At 49.8% G+C, this 16214-nt stretch carries 18 protein-coding genes; 5 read left to right on the top strand and 13 right to left on the bottom strand.

The window, feature by feature from the left end; translation table 11 throughout:
• Positions 1-1164 precede the first annotated feature (1164 nt).
• Together ERD80_RS02050 and ERD80_RS02045 are read right to left on the bottom strand one after the other, a co-directional pair.
• Positions 1165-1848 (bottom strand): VIT family protein, encoded by a 684-nt coding sequence (locus ERD80_RS02050; protein ID WP_136545616.1) that lies wholly within the window; start codon positions 1846-1848, stop codon positions 1165-1167.
• 42 nt (positions 1849-1890) lie between these two features.
• Positions 1891-2472 carry a cytochrome b/b6 domain-containing protein gene (locus ERD80_RS02045; protein ID WP_136545615.1) on the bottom strand — a complete coding sequence of 194 codons (582 nt, stop codon included), beginning with the start codon at positions 2470-2472 and terminating at the stop codon, positions 1891-1893.
• A 666-nt stretch (positions 2473-3138) separates the two neighbouring features.
• On the opposite strand from ERD80_RS02045, the gene ERD80_RS02040 reads away from it, so the two are divergent.
• Together ERD80_RS02040 and ERD80_RS02035 are read left to right on the top strand one after the other, a co-directional pair.
• Positions 3139-3822 carry a winged helix-turn-helix domain-containing protein gene (locus tag ERD80_RS02040; protein WP_168926244.1) on the top strand — a complete coding sequence of 228 codons (684 nt, stop codon included), beginning with the start codon at positions 3139-3141 and terminating at the stop codon, positions 3820-3822.
• A 301-nt stretch (positions 3823-4123) separates the two neighbouring features.
• Positions 4124-4594, top strand: coding sequence for a DUF1203 domain-containing protein (locus ERD80_RS02035; RefSeq protein WP_136545613.1), 471 nt, complete (start codon positions 4124-4126; stop codon positions 4592-4594).
• A gap of 580 nt (positions 4595-5174) precedes the next feature.
• Here ERD80_RS02035 and ERD80_RS02030 read toward each other — a convergent pair.
• Positions 5175-5510, bottom strand: a complete 336-nt coding sequence (locus tag ERD80_RS02030; protein WP_136545612.1) for a hypothetical protein — start codon at positions 5508-5510, stop codon at positions 5175-5177.
• A gap of 449 nt (positions 5511-5959) precedes the next feature.
• Between ERD80_RS02030 and ERD80_RS02025 the strand changes: the two genes are divergently transcribed.
• Positions 5960-6409, top strand: a complete 450-nt coding sequence (locus tag ERD80_RS02025; protein WP_136545611.1) for a carboxymuconolactone decarboxylase family protein — start codon at positions 5960-5962, stop codon at positions 6407-6409.
• 449 nt (positions 6410-6858) lie between these two features.
• Here the strand turns inward: ERD80_RS02025 and ERD80_RS02020 are convergent, their stop codons facing one another.
• Genes ERD80_RS02020 through ERD80_RS02010 form a run of 3 tightly spaced genes read right to left on the bottom strand, consistent with a single transcriptional unit; the run spans position 6859 to position 8882 of the window.
• Positions 6859-7089, bottom strand: coding sequence for an EexN family lipoprotein (locus tag ERD80_RS02020; protein WP_058759805.1), 231 nt, complete (start codon positions 7087-7089; stop codon positions 6859-6861).
• A 42-nt stretch (positions 7090-7131) separates the two neighbouring features.
• Positions 7132-8313, bottom strand: a complete 1182-nt coding sequence (locus ERD80_RS02015) for an MFS transporter (RefSeq protein ID WP_248295808.1) — start codon at positions 8311-8313, stop codon at positions 7132-7134.
• 41 nt (positions 8314-8354) lie between these two features.
• Entirely contained in the window at positions 8355-8882 is a 528-nt protein-coding gene (locus ERD80_RS02010; RefSeq protein WP_136545609.1) for a GNAT family N-acetyltransferase, read from the bottom strand.
• 98 nt (positions 8883-8980) lie between these two features.
• Between ERD80_RS02010 and ERD80_RS02005 the strand changes: the two genes are divergently transcribed.
• The gene (locus tag ERD80_RS02005; RefSeq protein ID WP_058759808.1) at positions 8981-9877 is read left to right on the top strand and encodes a LysR family transcriptional regulator; all 897 of its coding nucleotides are present in this window, start codon (positions 8981-8983) and stop codon (positions 9875-9877) included.
• A gap of 430 nt (positions 9878-10307) precedes the next feature.
• Here the strand turns inward: ERD80_RS02005 and ERD80_RS02000 are convergent, their stop codons facing one another.
• The 7 genes from ERD80_RS02000 to ERD80_RS01970 all read right to left on the bottom strand — a co-directional run bounded on the left by ERD80_RS02000 (position 10308) and on the right by ERD80_RS01970 (position 14963).
• Positions 10308-10727, bottom strand: coding sequence for a DoxX family protein (locus tag ERD80_RS02000; RefSeq protein ID WP_136545608.1), 420 nt, complete (start codon positions 10725-10727; stop codon positions 10308-10310).
• 130 nt (positions 10728-10857) lie between these two features.
• Positions 10858-11448, bottom strand: coding sequence for a DUF1349 domain-containing protein (locus ERD80_RS01995; protein WP_168926243.1), 591 nt, complete (start codon positions 11446-11448; stop codon positions 10858-10860).
• A gap of 94 nt (positions 11449-11542) precedes the next feature.
• The gene (locus ERD80_RS01990; RefSeq protein WP_136545607.1) at positions 11543-12436 is read right to left on the bottom strand and encodes a helix-turn-helix domain-containing protein; all 894 of its coding nucleotides are present in this window, start codon (positions 12434-12436) and stop codon (positions 11543-11545) included.
• Positions 12437-12559: 123 nt separating this feature from the next.
• A complete protein-coding gene (locus ERD80_RS01985; RefSeq protein ID WP_136545606.1) occupies positions 12560-13270 on the bottom strand; it encodes an SDR family oxidoreductase in 711 nt (236 codons plus the stop codon).
• 29 nt (positions 13271-13299) lie between these two features.
• The gene (locus tag ERD80_RS01980; RefSeq protein ID WP_136545605.1) at positions 13300-13596 is read right to left on the bottom strand and encodes a YciI family protein; all 297 of its coding nucleotides are present in this window, start codon (positions 13594-13596) and stop codon (positions 13300-13302) included.
• A 51-nt stretch (positions 13597-13647) separates the two neighbouring features.
• Entirely contained in the window at positions 13648-14094 is a 447-nt protein-coding gene (locus ERD80_RS01975) for a nuclear transport factor 2 family protein (protein ID WP_136545604.1), read from the bottom strand.
• Between the two features lie 62 nt (positions 14095-14156).
• A complete protein-coding gene (locus tag ERD80_RS01970) occupies positions 14157-14963 on the bottom strand; it encodes an SDR family NAD(P)-dependent oxidoreductase (RefSeq protein WP_136545603.1) in 807 nt (268 codons plus the stop codon).
• Between the two features lie 172 nt (positions 14964-15135).
• On the opposite strand from ERD80_RS01970, the gene ERD80_RS01965 reads away from it, so the two are divergent.
• A complete protein-coding gene (locus ERD80_RS01965; protein WP_248295807.1) occupies positions 15136-16200 on the top strand; it encodes an AraC family transcriptional regulator in 1065 nt (354 codons plus the stop codon).
• Positions 16201-16214: the final 14 nt, after the last annotated feature.

The following is a 16214-nucleotide window of genomic DNA, read 5'->3' as shown; positions in this document are numbered from 1 at the left end:
ATCGTCACTTTGGCCCCGCCCGGAATGGTGTCGACGGAATACTCGATTAATAACACCCTGATTTAAGTATCAAGGTACAAGCGGCCTCAAGCCTTAGTCACTATCTTACCCAAAGTTTGAAGATGATCTGGATGTGGATCATGCCTCGGCTTGAATCATTATATTGGCTCATAACTATCTGAAAGGTAGGCAAGTCTTCATTTTTTAGGATGCCACCAGCCTGATATTCTTCATCATAAAAACAGCGGCGCTTAGGCTTAAAACTAAAAAGGTAAGGCGAGCATGAACGATTTGCGCAACGAAAGCTTTCTTGGTCTGACTTCAGACTTTATGCCGGCTATCAGCGAAAAGCGGACATTACCTACAGCATTCTGTATGAGTCATAGGGAGCAGCGCAGATCGGTCTTTCCAGGAGTGATAGACCACCAGCCACGCTGAAATGCCGCGACATTTTGCGCAATAGTATCCTCTTTCTGCACTGAGGAAGGAGTAGATATCTGATCAGAGAGAGGTGTCATTTATTTGAGAAAATTCACTAACTTGGCCGTTCCGGGTAGCGATATCCTGTCCGTCTAACCATTCGATTCCCTTTTCTGTCATCTTTACGCTGTAATATCTACCAGGAGTGAGAGGCTCAGACTCAAACTTTACTAAACCGGCGCGTTCCAGTGGAATCACACTCAGGGCTGTACGATCCTGTCTTTGCCCTGAGACAGGGTGATACCTGACCTGACAAGCATGGCTTCTGTCCCCTCTCAACAAAAATCGACTGCCATCGCGCATGGCACGAAGAATGGATAAAGAAGCTTCCGAGTAAGGCATAGCTCTCTCTGAAATAAAAAAAATAGTGATACTTTTGACAGACTCATATTAAACGAGTCTGATAATGACGCTGTCTTTTTTTTAGCACAAAGCAGACACCTTTGCAGGTCCAAATCTGCATTGAACGCTAAGCTGACCTGCTCATGCCCATACTCAGGGAGCCTTTCCCTGTCCGGCAGCAGCTGGCCACGTTGATTAACATGATGCTATAGTCTGATGAAAATCACAGAAGGCATCCATGCAATTTTTAATTTTGAGGCTTAATGCATCCCCCTTCTATCATCTCTTTGGGCAGAGATTAAAATAGCGTAAAATAATGCCGCATTAACTGGACCGGTTAATTTACCCTGCAAAATGCCCAAACATCACACCAGTTATTCCTGATAAACCCATCGCCAGGCTACTCCAGAAACTGATGCGAATGATACTGCGCATCACCGGTGCGCCGCCCACGATCGCAGCTAAAGCCCCCAGAAATACAAGCGCCAGGAGAGCTGCTAAGACAATAACGGCTATACCTGAATACGTCATTGCCACAATCAAAGGAATCAGCGCACCCGCGGTAAAACTGCCTGCGGAGAACAGCGCAGCCTGAAGTGGCCGTGCACTGAGGGTATCGGATATGCCGAGCTCATCACGGATGTGTGCATCAAGGGCGTCATGTTTCATCAACGCGCTGGCAACCTCCAACGCTAACTCCTTACTGAGTCCACGATGCACGTAAATGGCAGCCAGCTCGTGTTTTTCAGCCTGGTAATCACCCTCCAGCTCGGCCTGTTCCTCTGCAATAGCGACGCGCTCCGTGTCTACCTGTGAAGAAACCGAGACATACTCACCGGTTGCCATGGACATCGATCCTGCGACCAGCCCGGCTACACCAGCCAGAAAAATGCTCTGCGGCGAGCTGCCTGCAGCAACTACACCGGTCAGCAGGCTGGCGGTAGAAACAATGCCATCATTGGCACCCATTACCGCTGCACGCAGCCTGCCTGAACGTGAAATTTTGTGCGATTCTCCAGACACCATAGTATTACTCCGGTCATTACCCTATCCAGGGGATGCGCAGGATCAGGTTTTTTCAGTCCCGGATGCCGGGGTCTTTCTTACCAGGAGCATATGTAATAACCCCATCAGGCCGTGCGCGTAAAAATAAATCTCGATGAACGTTGTCAGAAATTTGTGCAGACGGAGATAATATTCTGCTGCATCGGATGCATTTTTCAACAGTGTCTCTGCAAGAAACCAGACTCCTCCTGATGAAGCAACGAGAAGCAGTGCAAGAACGCCAAGTCCCTGTACGGCGGCAGCAATACCTCCCTGCGCAGCCTCGGGCAGTTTGCGCTGACTGATCAGTTTAATATCGCGTCTGATGCCATTGAAATCCAACATCATCCACGCGTAATACCAGCGGAATCCTCTTTGTGACAGCATCCATGCCAGTAGCGTCAGGCCAAGGAAAATCAGCAGAAAACCAGAAACTACGTGGAGCCAGGTTATCACGCCCTCAACACTGCTATCGGTAAGCAGCTCAGCCTCAATAAAATTGGAATTTATAATCTGAGATAAAATAAGCACCGCCACAGCAATATGTAGCACGCGAAAAAAGGGGGCGTAGCTATAGGGAATTGCATTTATCAATTTCAGTTTCATGTTCACCTCAGCGTAAAGAACATTTCAAGAAATACTACTGCAATGTTAATTTATCCTTAAGTGCGCAAATGAAATGGTTACAATAATGTTTGGGCAACACCCTTATTACGTAAAACCTTCGCATCCTGTTGAGACAACACATTTACAGGCAATTATCGACAACCCGGGACGATTCTTCATTACAGAACGGTCGCTTATAGCCGCCAGATCGTTTCAGACGGAGTTTATAAATATTTCATTACTGCTGTGATATGACTCGTATAATTCTTGATATTTATTTTCATTTGATGAGGTGAGTAGTGATCTCGTGTCAGCCAAACCAGTGTTTAGGTCCGTCACTCACGACGAAACATTGAGAAAAGCTAACATTCGCATATGATTAGTCAGGCTCACACTCTGCGAGAAGCCCATCACATTTGCAGCATTATGATATTGACATTAGTTATCATTAATAATTACTACCAATTTTTGGCTTGCAAGCATCTGATTATCACCTCTCCACTCAGAGCCAGTCAGGCCACCACCAGCTAAACCACTGAAAAAAAAATAAAATTACCCACTAAAAACACATCTACCCTCCGTTAAAATAAATTTTTCATTTGACATTATGTGCTGAAAAACTAGATTAACATTAATTAAACTTAACGTTACATGTCGGGCAAGTCTATGCGCATTCTGATATTTGACAAAAATCAGGCTTCATCCGGTTATGCTCCTCTTTTGATGTCCCAACCGGGCGTTGTGACAGAGACATTTTCAGATATTGATAATGCACTTCGTTCTCTCAATAAGTTTCACCCTGATGTTTTTATCATCAGCACTCCTCTGCTGTGCGAAAAACACTGCGCGCTTATTCGTCGATATCGTATGAGGGGGTACATCACCCCCGTCATCGTAACGGCTACTGGCAGCACGATGGCAATAAGGATTGCCGCTTATGACGCTGGAGCGGATGACGTTGTATCAGGTGACATTCAGCCGGAAGAGTTTGTAGCACGTGTCAGCGCAATTGAGCGACGGGGACGTGGCCTCTCGTCAAACTGCATAAAACTGCCACCTTATGAACTGGACTTGTTTGGCAAACAGATTTTAAGGGATGGGATGCAAGTACAGCTGACTAACTGTGAATATCTTATCGCAGCGTTGCTGATCAAGCAGAATGGAAAAGTCGTCACCCGAGACCAGTTAATGGGTCAGTTATACTCAGACGCTGATTTAAAAAACCAGGACGTTATTAATGTTCTTATATGCCGGCTTAAGAAGAAATTGTGTCAGGACTCCGGGTTTAAGATAAAAAGCATTCGTGGGTTAGGATATGTCTTCCAACACCATGAATTTATGTCGTCGTGAATGGTAATGCTCTACATGCGAAAAATGTAAATAAACCTCAATTAAGTCGTTCGATGTCAGCAAGGGCAATCGTGCGCGAAAGGCCGGCGTTTTGTTCATTAACTTCACCCAAACGTGCCAGCGATAAACCCCCAACTAAGGATTTTTCACAAAGCAGATCCCCATGAAGGTCGGTAACTGCTTTGAACGCCGGGCGGACGTACTCATGCTCATTTTGCAGCAGTCATTTACCTGTCCGAAAACAGCGAGCAACGCTTAACAAGATGACGCTATCGTCTGCTGACTATCACAGGAGGCAAACATGCAATTCAGAATTTCAGGGCTTGATGCAACCCCCTTCCTTCATCTCTTTGGGCAGGATGAACATTACTTAAAAAAACACGGTGCGCTAAGAAGAGACGTCGACAGTTTTCCCGGCTATCCCGACAGAATTTCATTAAGTGATATTCCTGTCGGTGAGACAGCGATATTGATTAATCATACCTATCAGCCTGCTGATACCCCCTATCACGGCACACATGCAATTTATCTCCGGGAAGGCTGTACTCATCAGGGGGTATATATCAATGAAATTCCAGAATCACTCGCTGTCAGGCTCATTTCACTAAGGGCCTTTGATGAAAACCATTTTATGCTGGAGGCGGATATCTGTGACGGTGCGGCGGCGAAAAGTCGGCTGAATCATTTCTTTGACGATCCCACAGTCAGCTACGTCCATATTCATTATGCTAAGCAGGGATGTTACGCCTGCCTTGCCGAGCGTGTTCAGTGATTGCCCGCTCCAGGTTGAGCATCACATCATGCTGTTTGCAACGTCCGGAATTACTGGGGCACACCAGGTGCGATGGTTTCGTCTCGCTGCAGGGAAAAGTTTAGGAGGGCGAAGGCATATACCTCCGTTGACGGCCTGAGTGCCCCAGTGCTTGCCCGCTTTTTACCTTAATGTAGCCAGAGCGTTCTCCGTTTTCCTGTTCGTAAAGAGCGGCTCAGTTGGACTGGTATCAATTTCGTTCGCCGTTAAACCACAGCGTCGTGAACGCCCGTTGTCAAAAGCGGGCTCGGACATGCCCCCTCCTGAATGACGATTAAGTGCACGTTAAGGTCTACATGGCATGCCGCCGGTTGTTCCGCCCCGACACTTCCTCACTTGCTCCTCACTTTTTCGGTTCCTCACCTCTCCTCACCTGATTTTCTCAAAATCGCTCCCAGCCCAGTCATATCAGGGGTTTCAGGAACTCTCCTCACTTCCGCTGTGTATATGTGAGGAAAGTGAGGAAAATTCTCCCTCTTCCTCACGGCTCCTCACCTTTCCTCACTTCACTCCTCACATTGCCGTCTGGTCATCAGCGTCATCACTCCGCCCCAACCGTAAGCAGTGCTTCATTTTCAGGCTTGGCTACCCAGCGACTGAAGTTTTTAACGTCAAGCCCAGGCGCTTTCTTATTATCCCGGATGGCTGTATGCGTGCAGATCTCGTTGTTCATGGTCCGACTGCGGATCAGGTTCGAACGTGCAATGTGATTATCGGTAAGTTTTGCGCTGTCACTGAGTTCAGGTGCCAGCTCTGAAACCTCGCGTGAAACATTCCACACGGCCAGCGAGTGGATTTCCTCTCCCTCTTCATCCGTGAACAGCCTGACCGGCTGCAGGTCGTACGCCCGGCGCTTCGGCTCTTCAGCGTCTTTCATCTTGGTGCAGGTCAGTATCAGGCGATGTTCTCATCCTCGCGCTTCACCTGAAACTCAGCGTCCAGCGCCGCGCGAAACGCGCTTGAGCCCCGCGCCCCTGTAGCCTCGTCTTTACCTGAGCGGTAAGCCACCAGCTTTGCTACAAGGCTGGCACCTTTTGGAGCAGTATTATCTGCTGTCCGCTATGCGCGGGAAACGGACATTATCGTGGTTTTTTCAGCACAAAATGATTGCTTTCAGAAAATGGTTTCCCTCTTTTACTTGACGAGATCCCCCTATGATTGTCCTACCGTTTAACTCATTTCTTGCCTCTTTTATCTACGACTTTAATGGCTAATATCACAATGTCTGAGCAGACGTACGAATTTAAATTCAGTCGTAGCGGTTCTGTGACAGACCATGATGATTAACAAATACTTACTTAAACATCTCAATAAGAGGATATAAGGATGAAGCGTCCAAACTGGTTTCAAGTTTCCGCTGAAGGTGGCAAGGCTATAGGAGCGCTCCATAATTACGCCATTACCGGGACAAGTTTGCCAGATGATCTGATTCATTTAATTTTTTTAAGAGTTTCACAGATCAATGGTTGTGCACACTGTATAGATATACATGCTCGCGATCTTATTAAGAGTGGCATGTCCGTCGAGAAGATTGTATTGGTGCCTGTCTGGAGAGAATCTACCTATTTATTCTCGGATATAGAGCAAGCTGCGCTCTCATGGGCGGAAGAAGTTACCCGTGTAAGTGAAACGCATGCTTCTGATGAAGCATATTCCGCAGCGCTTTCTGTATTCGGTGAAAAAGATTTGGTTGAACTTACCATTGTTATTGCCACTATGAATGCCATTAATCGTATGGGGATTAGTTTTCGAATGAAGCCGCTAGCTAAAGCCTGACAGATGTAAGCTACTCCTAAAATAGACTCTGGAGCCGTATTAAAGTCCGCTTTTGGCACAAAGCGGACGGGATCAGATAAACGTCCGCTCTGAGCGAAAAACGGGCATTACTTTAATGTAAATAATGGCATTTTTGATAGATGTTTACCGCTGTACGGTTTTCAAAACGAGATGTATATGCCGGCGGCTGTAAATCGCATTGTGCTCAAGCCACTGTTGCCGGAATTTTATCCAATCAAGTAGAGGAGAAGCCGGCGTATTTCGCCTGGTGTTGGCCGCCTGGTCCCTGTTATACCTTGAGATGGTATCGTCAGCCGCCGGCAAAATCACAATATGTACTGTTCCAGGGGGTAACGCCAGGGTCAGTTGACGGATTAGGTGGAACAGGCGTTCTATGGAATCGCTGAAGAATGACGTAAAAAAGCCGCCTCATGGCGGCTCGTATGGTTTTACCAACCCTTTTCTGGACTCTTTGTAAATTGGCCCGCGTGTACATCGGCATCAATCGCGTTGCGACAGTCTTCGGTGCCGCGCGGATTGGGTTCTTTACGGCATTCTTCATATTTAGATTTGCGCTCTTTGTTGTGAGCCTTGTACCATTCCTCGCTCTTTGCGCCCTCGTCGCAGCCGGTGAGCAGAATGGAAGTCAGCAGTCCCAGTGAAATCAGTCCAGTTTTCATCGTATCTTCCTTTTAATTAATGAATTGCGACAGCAATTACAGTCACCTGACGTGTCCAGTTTCACGTTTCGGCGGAATTGAAGCTTTCTGTCCAACCGGCGAGGAATGGAGACGCCAGATCATAATGGAAATCGCCGTAATGAACAGGGTAATGATGGCAGATAAAAGCAGCGTGCCGGATGTGCCGTATCGCTCCAGCAATATGGCGTAAGCTGAGGGAGCGACCGCCGCGAGGAAAAAAGCTGGTGACAGCAGCACGCCTGTTCTTCGGGCATAGTGCTTCGGATCAAACAGCACAAGAGGCAGTAAAGCTTTAACTACCGTACTCATTCCGTTCACAGCTCCATAACCCAGAATAAAAATGGCTGCAGCCACAGGGGTGACATTACCTGCAAGGCCGACCAGAAAACAGACTGGCAGCAGAACGCCGGTAACCAGACTCAGGCGGAGCGCAGATGTATTTGCGCCATAAACCACGTCCAGCAGTCGGACACTCACCTGCCCCCCACCCCACAGCATGCCCGTCACGGCAGGCATGCCATAAGCGGCCAGTATCTGCGGAAAATGAGTGGATACGCCGGTAGAAACAAAGCTTATTAGCGCTATTAGCGTGGCATACCACAGGCCGCTGATGAATGCTTTTCGGTCTTCTGCTTTTCCGATCGCTGGAAAAGTGGGCTGCCCGGCAACGGGTGGTTGACTCCGGTTGCCTGCCGGAATGGCGGACAGAAAAAGCAGGCTGACAATGCCCGCACAGCCGTAAACGATAACCGCATACCGCCAGCCGGTAATGTGCAGTAGCGCAGCCCCAGCAGGCCAGAACACGGCTGAAGCGAGGCCACCCAGCAGTGTGACCAGAGAGACTGCCCGGCGGGCCCCTGCGCCTGCGGTTTCTACAAGCAGAGCAAATGCGGCATCATACAGAGCAAGTCGCATGCCGGCTCCCATCAGGAGCCAGACGGCAATCCACGATGCTGTTGAGCGGGTAAAAGCCATCAGAAAACAGCTGAGAATAATTGCGAGGGTTCCTGCCATCATCAGCGTTCGTCCGCCTGTACGGGCCATTAGGGGGCCGATAAGAGGCGAAATAAACCCCATAACCAGCATGGCAATAGTCAGCCCGGAGAATGTCAGAACTGACGACCAGCCTGTGTCCGCCATGATGGCGGTGCCGAAGACGCCTGGCATATAGAATGTGATACCCCAGTTGATAAGCTGCGTCATGCCAATGCAAAAGAGGGTACGGCCAGTCAGATGCCTGTCAGTCAAACTGTGCTCTCCGGAGAGGCGGCGTCACCCTGTCCCAACGTTCGCTGCAGGATGACCGTATCAAGCCAGCGTCCGTGCTTGAAGCCCACGGATCTGAGTGTTCCTGTAATACTGAAGCCTGCCGCGCGATGCAGGGCGAGAGAGGCGCTATTTTCGCTGTTTCCAACGACGGCTACGAGCTGGCGAAAGTTAGACGCTTCTGCCCATGCAACCGCGCTTAATAACAACTTTTTCCCGATCCCCTGACCCTGAAGGTTTGGAGCAATATATACAGAATCTTCCAGGGTGAACCTGTAGGCACACCGCTCCCGATAGCGTGACAGGTAGCAGTACCCGAGGACATTGCCGTCCCCGACCGCAACAAACCAGGGCAGTCCTGCTGCACGCACCTTTTTCAGACGGGCTGTCATTTCAGCCGGGTTCGGCGGTTCGGTTTCAAAACTGGCGGTGCCGTTCAATACGTGATAAGCATAAATCTGCTGGATGGCGTGTATATGTCGTTCATCTGCGAGGGTTATTTCCATCAGTACGGCTCCTTATTCGGTCAGAAGCAGAGGCTAACCCGAATACATCATTTCATACAGGCAGCAGGACTTATCAGCGGCATAAGGAAAATTTTGGGATGGCAAACCTGAATCTCGATCATCTGGCTACTTTCAGACTGGTCATCAGCCGGGGAAGTTTCTCCGGCGCGGCTGATGCACTTGGTCTGTCGCAGCCGGCAGTGAGCCTGCAGATAAGACAACTTGAGCAGGCGCTTCACGTCCGCCTTATCGAGCGAACCAGCCGGGGAGTAAGACCCACGCCTGCCGGGCTGACCCTCGCTGAGCACAGCCTGAAAATTGATGCCGTGGTAAGTACAGCAGTTGAATCTGTGTGCCTGCATTCCGATGAAATAACCGGCACTGTTACTGTCGGCACAGGCGCAACGGCCTGCATTCATCTGCTGCCTCCCTTACTTCAGCAATTGCGACAGGCCCATCCCCTGCTGAAGGTGGACGTACGCACAGGTAACACTTCCGATATTGTGCGGGGCGTGGAGGAAAACCGTATTGACATTGGGCTGGTGACTCTGCCAGCCGCAGGTAAAAACCTCAGCATAATCCCGCTGGGTACGGATGAGTTTGTTGTTATTATGGAAAAGGATGCCTCAAAGCAGAGCGTAAAAATATGGACTCCGGGCGCCTTGTTGCCGCTGCCGCTGATTATCTTTGAACCGGGAAGCGGGACACGCGCCCTGATTGATCAATGGTTCAGGGAGACAGGACATATGGCCTGCCCGATCATGGAGCTGGGCAGTATTGAGGCTATTAAAAGAATGGTCCGTGCAGGTCTTGGCTACAGCATTGTTCCCCGAATGTCCGTAGCATGTATCGGGGAAAGAGCGGGGCTCGATCTATACCCCGTGACGCCCCCTCTTCACCGTACGCTAGGGGCAGTTATGCGGGAGGATCGGATTGTAAGCAGAGCAATCAATGAAGTGCTGAAAAGCCTTCACAGCAGTTTTGCAAAAAATTAAAACAGATAAATTTTATTCGAAATCTAAACCAGACGGGTCCTATCTACTCTGACCGGGAAAGTCTAACAACAGCGTTTACCAGTTACTAATGTCCGCCTCTGGCACAAAGCGGACTGATACACTGTCCGCTATGAGCGAAAAGCGGACATAAGCTTAATGTCAGAATGATATTTTCTAACTCGCGATTTTGAACGCTGTAAAAGCAAGAAGAAAAACTCCACTGGCGATGAATCAAATTCGGGGAAAATCCCGAGGGAATATAACGTTAACGCGACGCTATGAATGCAGACAGTGACCGAAGAGGATTGCTGCATGATTGACTCGGATAAGGCGACAGGTTTTTAAAAAAACCTGCCGTTTAAAAATTTACTGCGATCACTGCCAGCTATACTGCATGTGGCGTTTTTTCTCTAATATTGATTATAAATGATTAACTGTTCTTTATAACGGCATATTTTCCTGCCCCCAGAAATATGACAGCAATGGTTGAGAAAAAGTAAAACAGGAGACCTTCAATCATCAATCCGCCCTGAGCGTCAAGATGCAGGGTCTCAGGGGCATCCCCCAGGTACCACGCAAAAACCATGTTAATCATTATGAAAAGTGCAGCCGCCCTCGTCAGAATCCCAGCCAGGAGCAGCACTGGGGCAACCAGTTCGCCGGCATAAACACCGTAGCCTAAGAATGCAGGCAGGCCGGATGCCGCCAGCATCTCACGGACCTCATCAATACCGTAAATCAGTTTGTGGGCACCATGAAAAATTAAAATTCCACCCAGCATTATTCTTAACAGCAGCTTACCGGTATCGGGTTGATCAAACTTTTTATATACAGAACACAGAAGATGCATTTTTGACTTCATTCACTAAAAGATTTTGTAGTTTCAGCTGACTGTCCATACATGAGCAGTCAGTTCCAGTCTGCCTCAGCGGCTGTAAGAGTGCAGACATACGCATGACGCAGCTTCGCATTCGCCGGGCTTACGTAAGATCGTGCAGCGCTCTGCCGAGGGGAGAACGTATCGAAAACTCACTGAATCTAACCTCAAGCCCCTCTCTTTCAGGCGTGCAGGCCATCACTCCCACAAACCGCCTTTCTGTCCCCGGCCAGTGACAGAGCCTGAGCAAAGGCCAGGTCAGCCCGTCGGCAGAATACTGTATTCTCAGCGACTGGTTGTGCAGCGTGGCCCGCATCCAGAAAATTTCTGGAGTACCCGGAAATATTCCCTTTGACCAGTCTGACAATGTTCTTGTCACCACGCAGCCCATGGCGGGCTGACTGTCATTAAACTCTATGCCGGCTTTAACCCAATTCTGATCGTCATCTTTCAGAAATATTCCAGCCTGATCGTACAGATGCCTGAAGTCAGCCTGCACTTTCACCTGCAACGTAAAGTCACCGTCAATGCTGTACCCAAAAGCATGCCCGGTATGACGGCGAAACCCATAGTATGTCTGCTCCCAGAAGTCAGTATGAGGTTCAGTGGTCAGTTGCAGTCGTCCTTCCGCTAGGCAGCTGATGCGCGGCTGATTTATCCAGGCAGCGCCTGCTGATTTGATCGATTCAATCATATTCAGGGTCTGTCTCCATTGATGCTTCCTGTACCCGGTTGTCACTGCTGCAGGATTATGCAGTATCCGGAAAATTCGTTTTAAACCTGCCGGGTCATGCCTCACCGGCTGCAGGCTTTATCGGTCTGCCACACTCACGGCTGACAGGAATGTTGTAGAACCCGGTCACCAATGTCTCCTCAGAAAAGCGGTACCAATCTGATGAGGCAATGAACAGGTCATGTGCATCCCGCCGGGCGAAGGCGGTGCCTGGAAGAAAAGCACTATAAACGTCGATCTGCATTTTCAGAAGCTGCAGGGCATTTCCTCTGAAAGGAAAGCACAGAAATATTTCGCTCTCTGAACTTCCCGGTTTCCGTTCTGTATGGTTACGTTCCGCTGGCAGGTCGCCTGAAAATATGAGGTTCACGGTGAGATTATCCGGAGATTCAGCCGGCGTAAACCGTTCTGCAACGCTCCTTATCGGTCTCCCGCGCAGCGCATCCGAGGCCTTTTGAAACGCTTTCCTGCGCTGCAAAAAATGAAAGTTCACGCACCTGATTTTGTCTACCGGACAGCAGTAACTTAAAATAACCTTTTCCCGGGAAACGAAAGATAGTTGCCTGAATTCTGGAACCCCGATGTGGCCTTTTTTATGTACAAGGTTTTGCTGCAGATGATTGAAGGGCCAGCCTTCTGAACGCCGGTACTTATCAGGTGGAATACTGAAGTGTGAGGTGAACGTACGCGTGTAAGCCTGCTGATTGCTGAAGGTGAACCTTTCTGCGATTTCGATGACAGGAAGACCTGTCATCTTCAGCAGCCCGGCTGATTCAGTAAGCCGGCGCCTCCTGATATAAGTAGCCAGAGGCATCCCGGTTTCCTGCCTGAAAATGCGCTGTAAATGCCATTTGCTGTAGCCAGCCCTGCTGGCGACGTCATCCAGCGCCAATTTCTTGTCAAGGTTGTCTTCAATCCAGCTGATAAGTTCGGTCACAAAACTGTTCATAATGCAACAATCGCCTTACCGGTTAAGTCTCTCATCCTGGAAGTATTTTGCGCCGATCAGAGAGCTGGACAAAGCAGATGGCGCCTTCAGGAACTGCGCCCTGAAGAGCGCCCAGAGATTCAGTCAGTAACCCATCATGCCGAGATACATCGGAGGGTGAGAAGTCAGCCCGGCGTGAACGCTTTCAGTCACTTTGTCCGCCAGAAGCTCCGACTCTCCTGCTTCCAGCGCAGCCAGGGTCATACGTGCAATCTCATCGGGAGAGGCTTTTTCACCAGGGACGCCACGTGCCATATCCGTATCAATAAAGGCAACGTGGAGTGAAAGAACGTGGGTTCCCTGAGCTTTCAATTCCTGTCGCATCGCATTGCTTAGTGCCCATGCAGCAGCCTTAGAAGCACTGTAAGCCCCGGTCGTTCCCGGCAACGTTGCCCAGCTTAGCGCTGAGATAACGTTAATTATTGCGCTGTTATTATGACTGGCCAGAATCGGCGCGAATGCCTGTGCCATGCGTAATGGTCCGACCGCATTGGTTTCAAACTGGTTGTGAAGCAACGCCAGTGAATCTGGGGAAAAAACGGACCCCGATCCCCCTATCCCGGCATTGTTAATCAGCAGGTTTACGTCACCTAGCTCCTGCGCCAGCGCGCTGATTTGTTCCGGGCGTGTGACATCCAGGCTGACCGGCACAACACCGGGTTCGGTAATGCTTTTGCAATCACGCGCGGCAGCGTAGACCTTACTCGCGCCGGCCGCGAGTAAAGCGCGCACAAATGCAGCCCCCAGTCCTCTGTTTGAGCCGGTCACCAGAGCAACGGAATTTTGGATTTTCAATGCTGATTCCTCATGAGATAGACTTTAAATCAAAATTTTGACGTTACGTGAAGCATGGTGAAATGCTCGTAATGTCCTACACCATTTTTGACAATGGGATCCTGCGAGGTGAAATCAGCAATCTCTTCCTGATCCGCAATTCTGTAAATTGACACTCCATATCCCCCGTTGTCGTCAATGACCGGTCCGTGCGCGATGATGACGCCCTCATCGAGAAGGTTATTCTGGAAGGCGCCATGCTGCCCCATCCACCTTTTTTCGTCGTCCGACATCGTTGCCAGAAAGTCCGGGCGCGGTGGGATCCATTTACACAGGTATGTTTTCATTTCATCTCCAGAACGGGTCTAAAAAGTGATAATCGCTCGCTTTTTTAATTCTCAGGGCAGGTGTGCGATAGCAAGATGCTGAGCCGCTTTTGCAGATAGATTGTGCACCACATCAGCCGGACGCATCATGACCATGAAATCGGTAATTTTCCCGCTCTGATCGAACTCAATCAGGTCAACACCAGATAGGTGCTCCTCGTCTACTTGCGCACTGAACTCCAGGACAAAGCCGGAGTTGCTGCTGAAGTGACGCAGGTAAGTGAAGTCCTGCATGACGCTGAAAACGGCTTCGAGTATCGCGACCATGGGCTGACTGCCACGGTAGATGTCAGCAGAGGCCGGATTACGGAATACGACATTCTCTGCCAGCAGTCCTGGGAGGCTTTTCCAGTCGCGGTGTTCAGCAATGCGGTGCCATTCTTTGAGCCCCGCCAGAGCGGCTTCATGTGGCTTGCCGGTTATAGTGCCTTCATCGGGGCTGATATCAGGTCGGGCCATGGTGTGCTCCTCTGTGAGAAAAAATAGGGCATTTATTCAGTCAAAATGAGACCGGGTTGTTTTCACTTTGCAGTCTTTACGCTTTTTAGAATTGAACCTTCAAACATTTTTGGCGCATAGCTCTGCAGGAAGAGGATCATCCCGGTCATTTTGCCCACCGGATTACTGAACTTTGGCTCCTTCGTCTGGATAAGGCGCATAATGGTCGACACCACCGCATCGGGCGATTCTGCTTCGTCGATGCCTTTCTGCGTCGCGGCCCGGACCCGGGTGCGATACGCGTCATAATCGGGGATATGATGACCATCCGGTGACACGGCATTCTCACCAAGGTTTGTTTTGAACCAAACAGGTTCAACCATGTTGACCTTGATATTGAACTGGTCAAGTTCAAAACGCAGGGACTTGAAGTAGCCCTCAACCGCGTGTTTTGAAGCCGTGTAATAGGAAAGGTTTGGGGGCCCGATCAGGCCAACAATCGAACTGACGGTGATAATCTGTCCGCGTTTCTGCCGGCGGAAGTGTGGCAGCAGGGCGTTAGTTACCCGAACGGTACCCCAGAAATTCGTTTCAAACTGTCTGCGCCCCACCTCGACCGGGGTCTCTTCGGCAATGCCGGTTACCATAAAGCCTGCGTTATTGATGAGCACATCCAGTTGCTTCGTGTATGCAAAAAGTTCGCGGGTGAACGATTCAACAGAGTTCTCATCATCAAGGTCGAGACGCAGAAGTTTAAAGGGCACCTTTTCCAGATACTTTTCCGGACTGCGGCTGGTGCCAATGACGGTGAACCCCTCCCGGTGAAGTTTGTTCGCCAGCATCAGGCCAAAACCTGATGAGGCACCTGTAATCAGAATCGTTTTTTTCATTGTGTTTACCCTGGTGTTTTTGTCTGGTGTCTGAGAACCATTCTGCACCGGGCAACTCGATGGCACACTAGCGAAACACGCCATGTTGAAAGCGAAATGCGCCAATATAGATAAAGTTAAACTGGCGCATTTCGCTATTGAGGTGGCATGATCGGCCCCCTAGACTGTGTGCATGAACAGAGAGAATACAGATTTGCCTAAACAACGAAATATTAATGTGCAGGACTATTCCATCTGGCCGGGCTGGCGCCTCCTTATGCAGGATGCGGGAGTGCAGGCCTCTCCCGTACTGCGCCGCGCACAGCTGCCAGGCGATCTCTTTGCACGCCAAAACGTTCGTCTGAATCCTGAGGATTTCTTTAAGCTGTGGAAAGCCATTGAGGCCGAGGGCCTTTCCCGGTATCCGGACGTGCCTGTCGCACTGCAGATTGCAAAGGTAATGTCATCCGACTGGTTTGATCCGGAGCTGTTTGCCGCGCTGTGCAGCGCGAACATGATCGGTGCCCTGGAAAGGATGGCTAAGTACGTGCGTCTGATAGCCCCCATGATCATCAGGGCAGAACAGCATGCTACCCAGACTTCAGTCACTCTGGACTTCATCGATAAAACCCGACGACCACCGGAAGTTTTCCTGATTTTTAAACTGGTCTTTTTTACCCAGCTGATACGTCTGGCGACGCGCACGCACGTGATGCCTGTCAGCGTTAGCCTGCCGTGGACGTCGGATAAAATAAATATCGATGATCCGGCCTACGGGCAATTTTTTGGTACGCCGGTTACAGCCAGTGAAATAACGACAATTGTTTTCCTGAATGAAGACATGCAGCGCCCCTTCCTGACAGAAAATCATAAGATGTGGCAGTTTTTTGAGCCCTCCCTGCGCCAGAGGCTGGCTGATCTGGACAAGATGGCCAGCACGTCAGAAAGAGTGCACTCCATTTTGCTGGAAATGCTACCCGCAGGGGAGGCGTCCATGCACTCCGTTAGCCAGAAACTGGCGGTCAGCACGCGCACACTGCAACGCAGGCTGCAGGATGAAGGAACGTCTTTTCAGCAGGTTCTTGATAGCGTCCGGGAATCTCTGGCCGTTCACTATCTCCGGAATACCAACATGTCAGGTGCGGAAATATCATTCCTGCTGGGGTTTGAGGATGCCAACTCCTTTTCCCGCGCATTCCTGATGTGGACGGGGAAAACACCGCAGTCAGTGCGTGAGACTCCAGAGCAGTCAGCCTGAAATAGAAACTGAAA

The organism is Pantoea sp. R102 (genome assembly GCF_004916815.1).
GTDB classification, from domain to species: Bacteria; Pseudomonadota; Gammaproteobacteria; order Enterobacterales; family Enterobacteriaceae; genus Pantoea; species Pantoea dispersa.
Note: the sequence above shows the minus strand (reverse complement) of the source record. Positions and strands in the feature narration are given on the sequence as shown.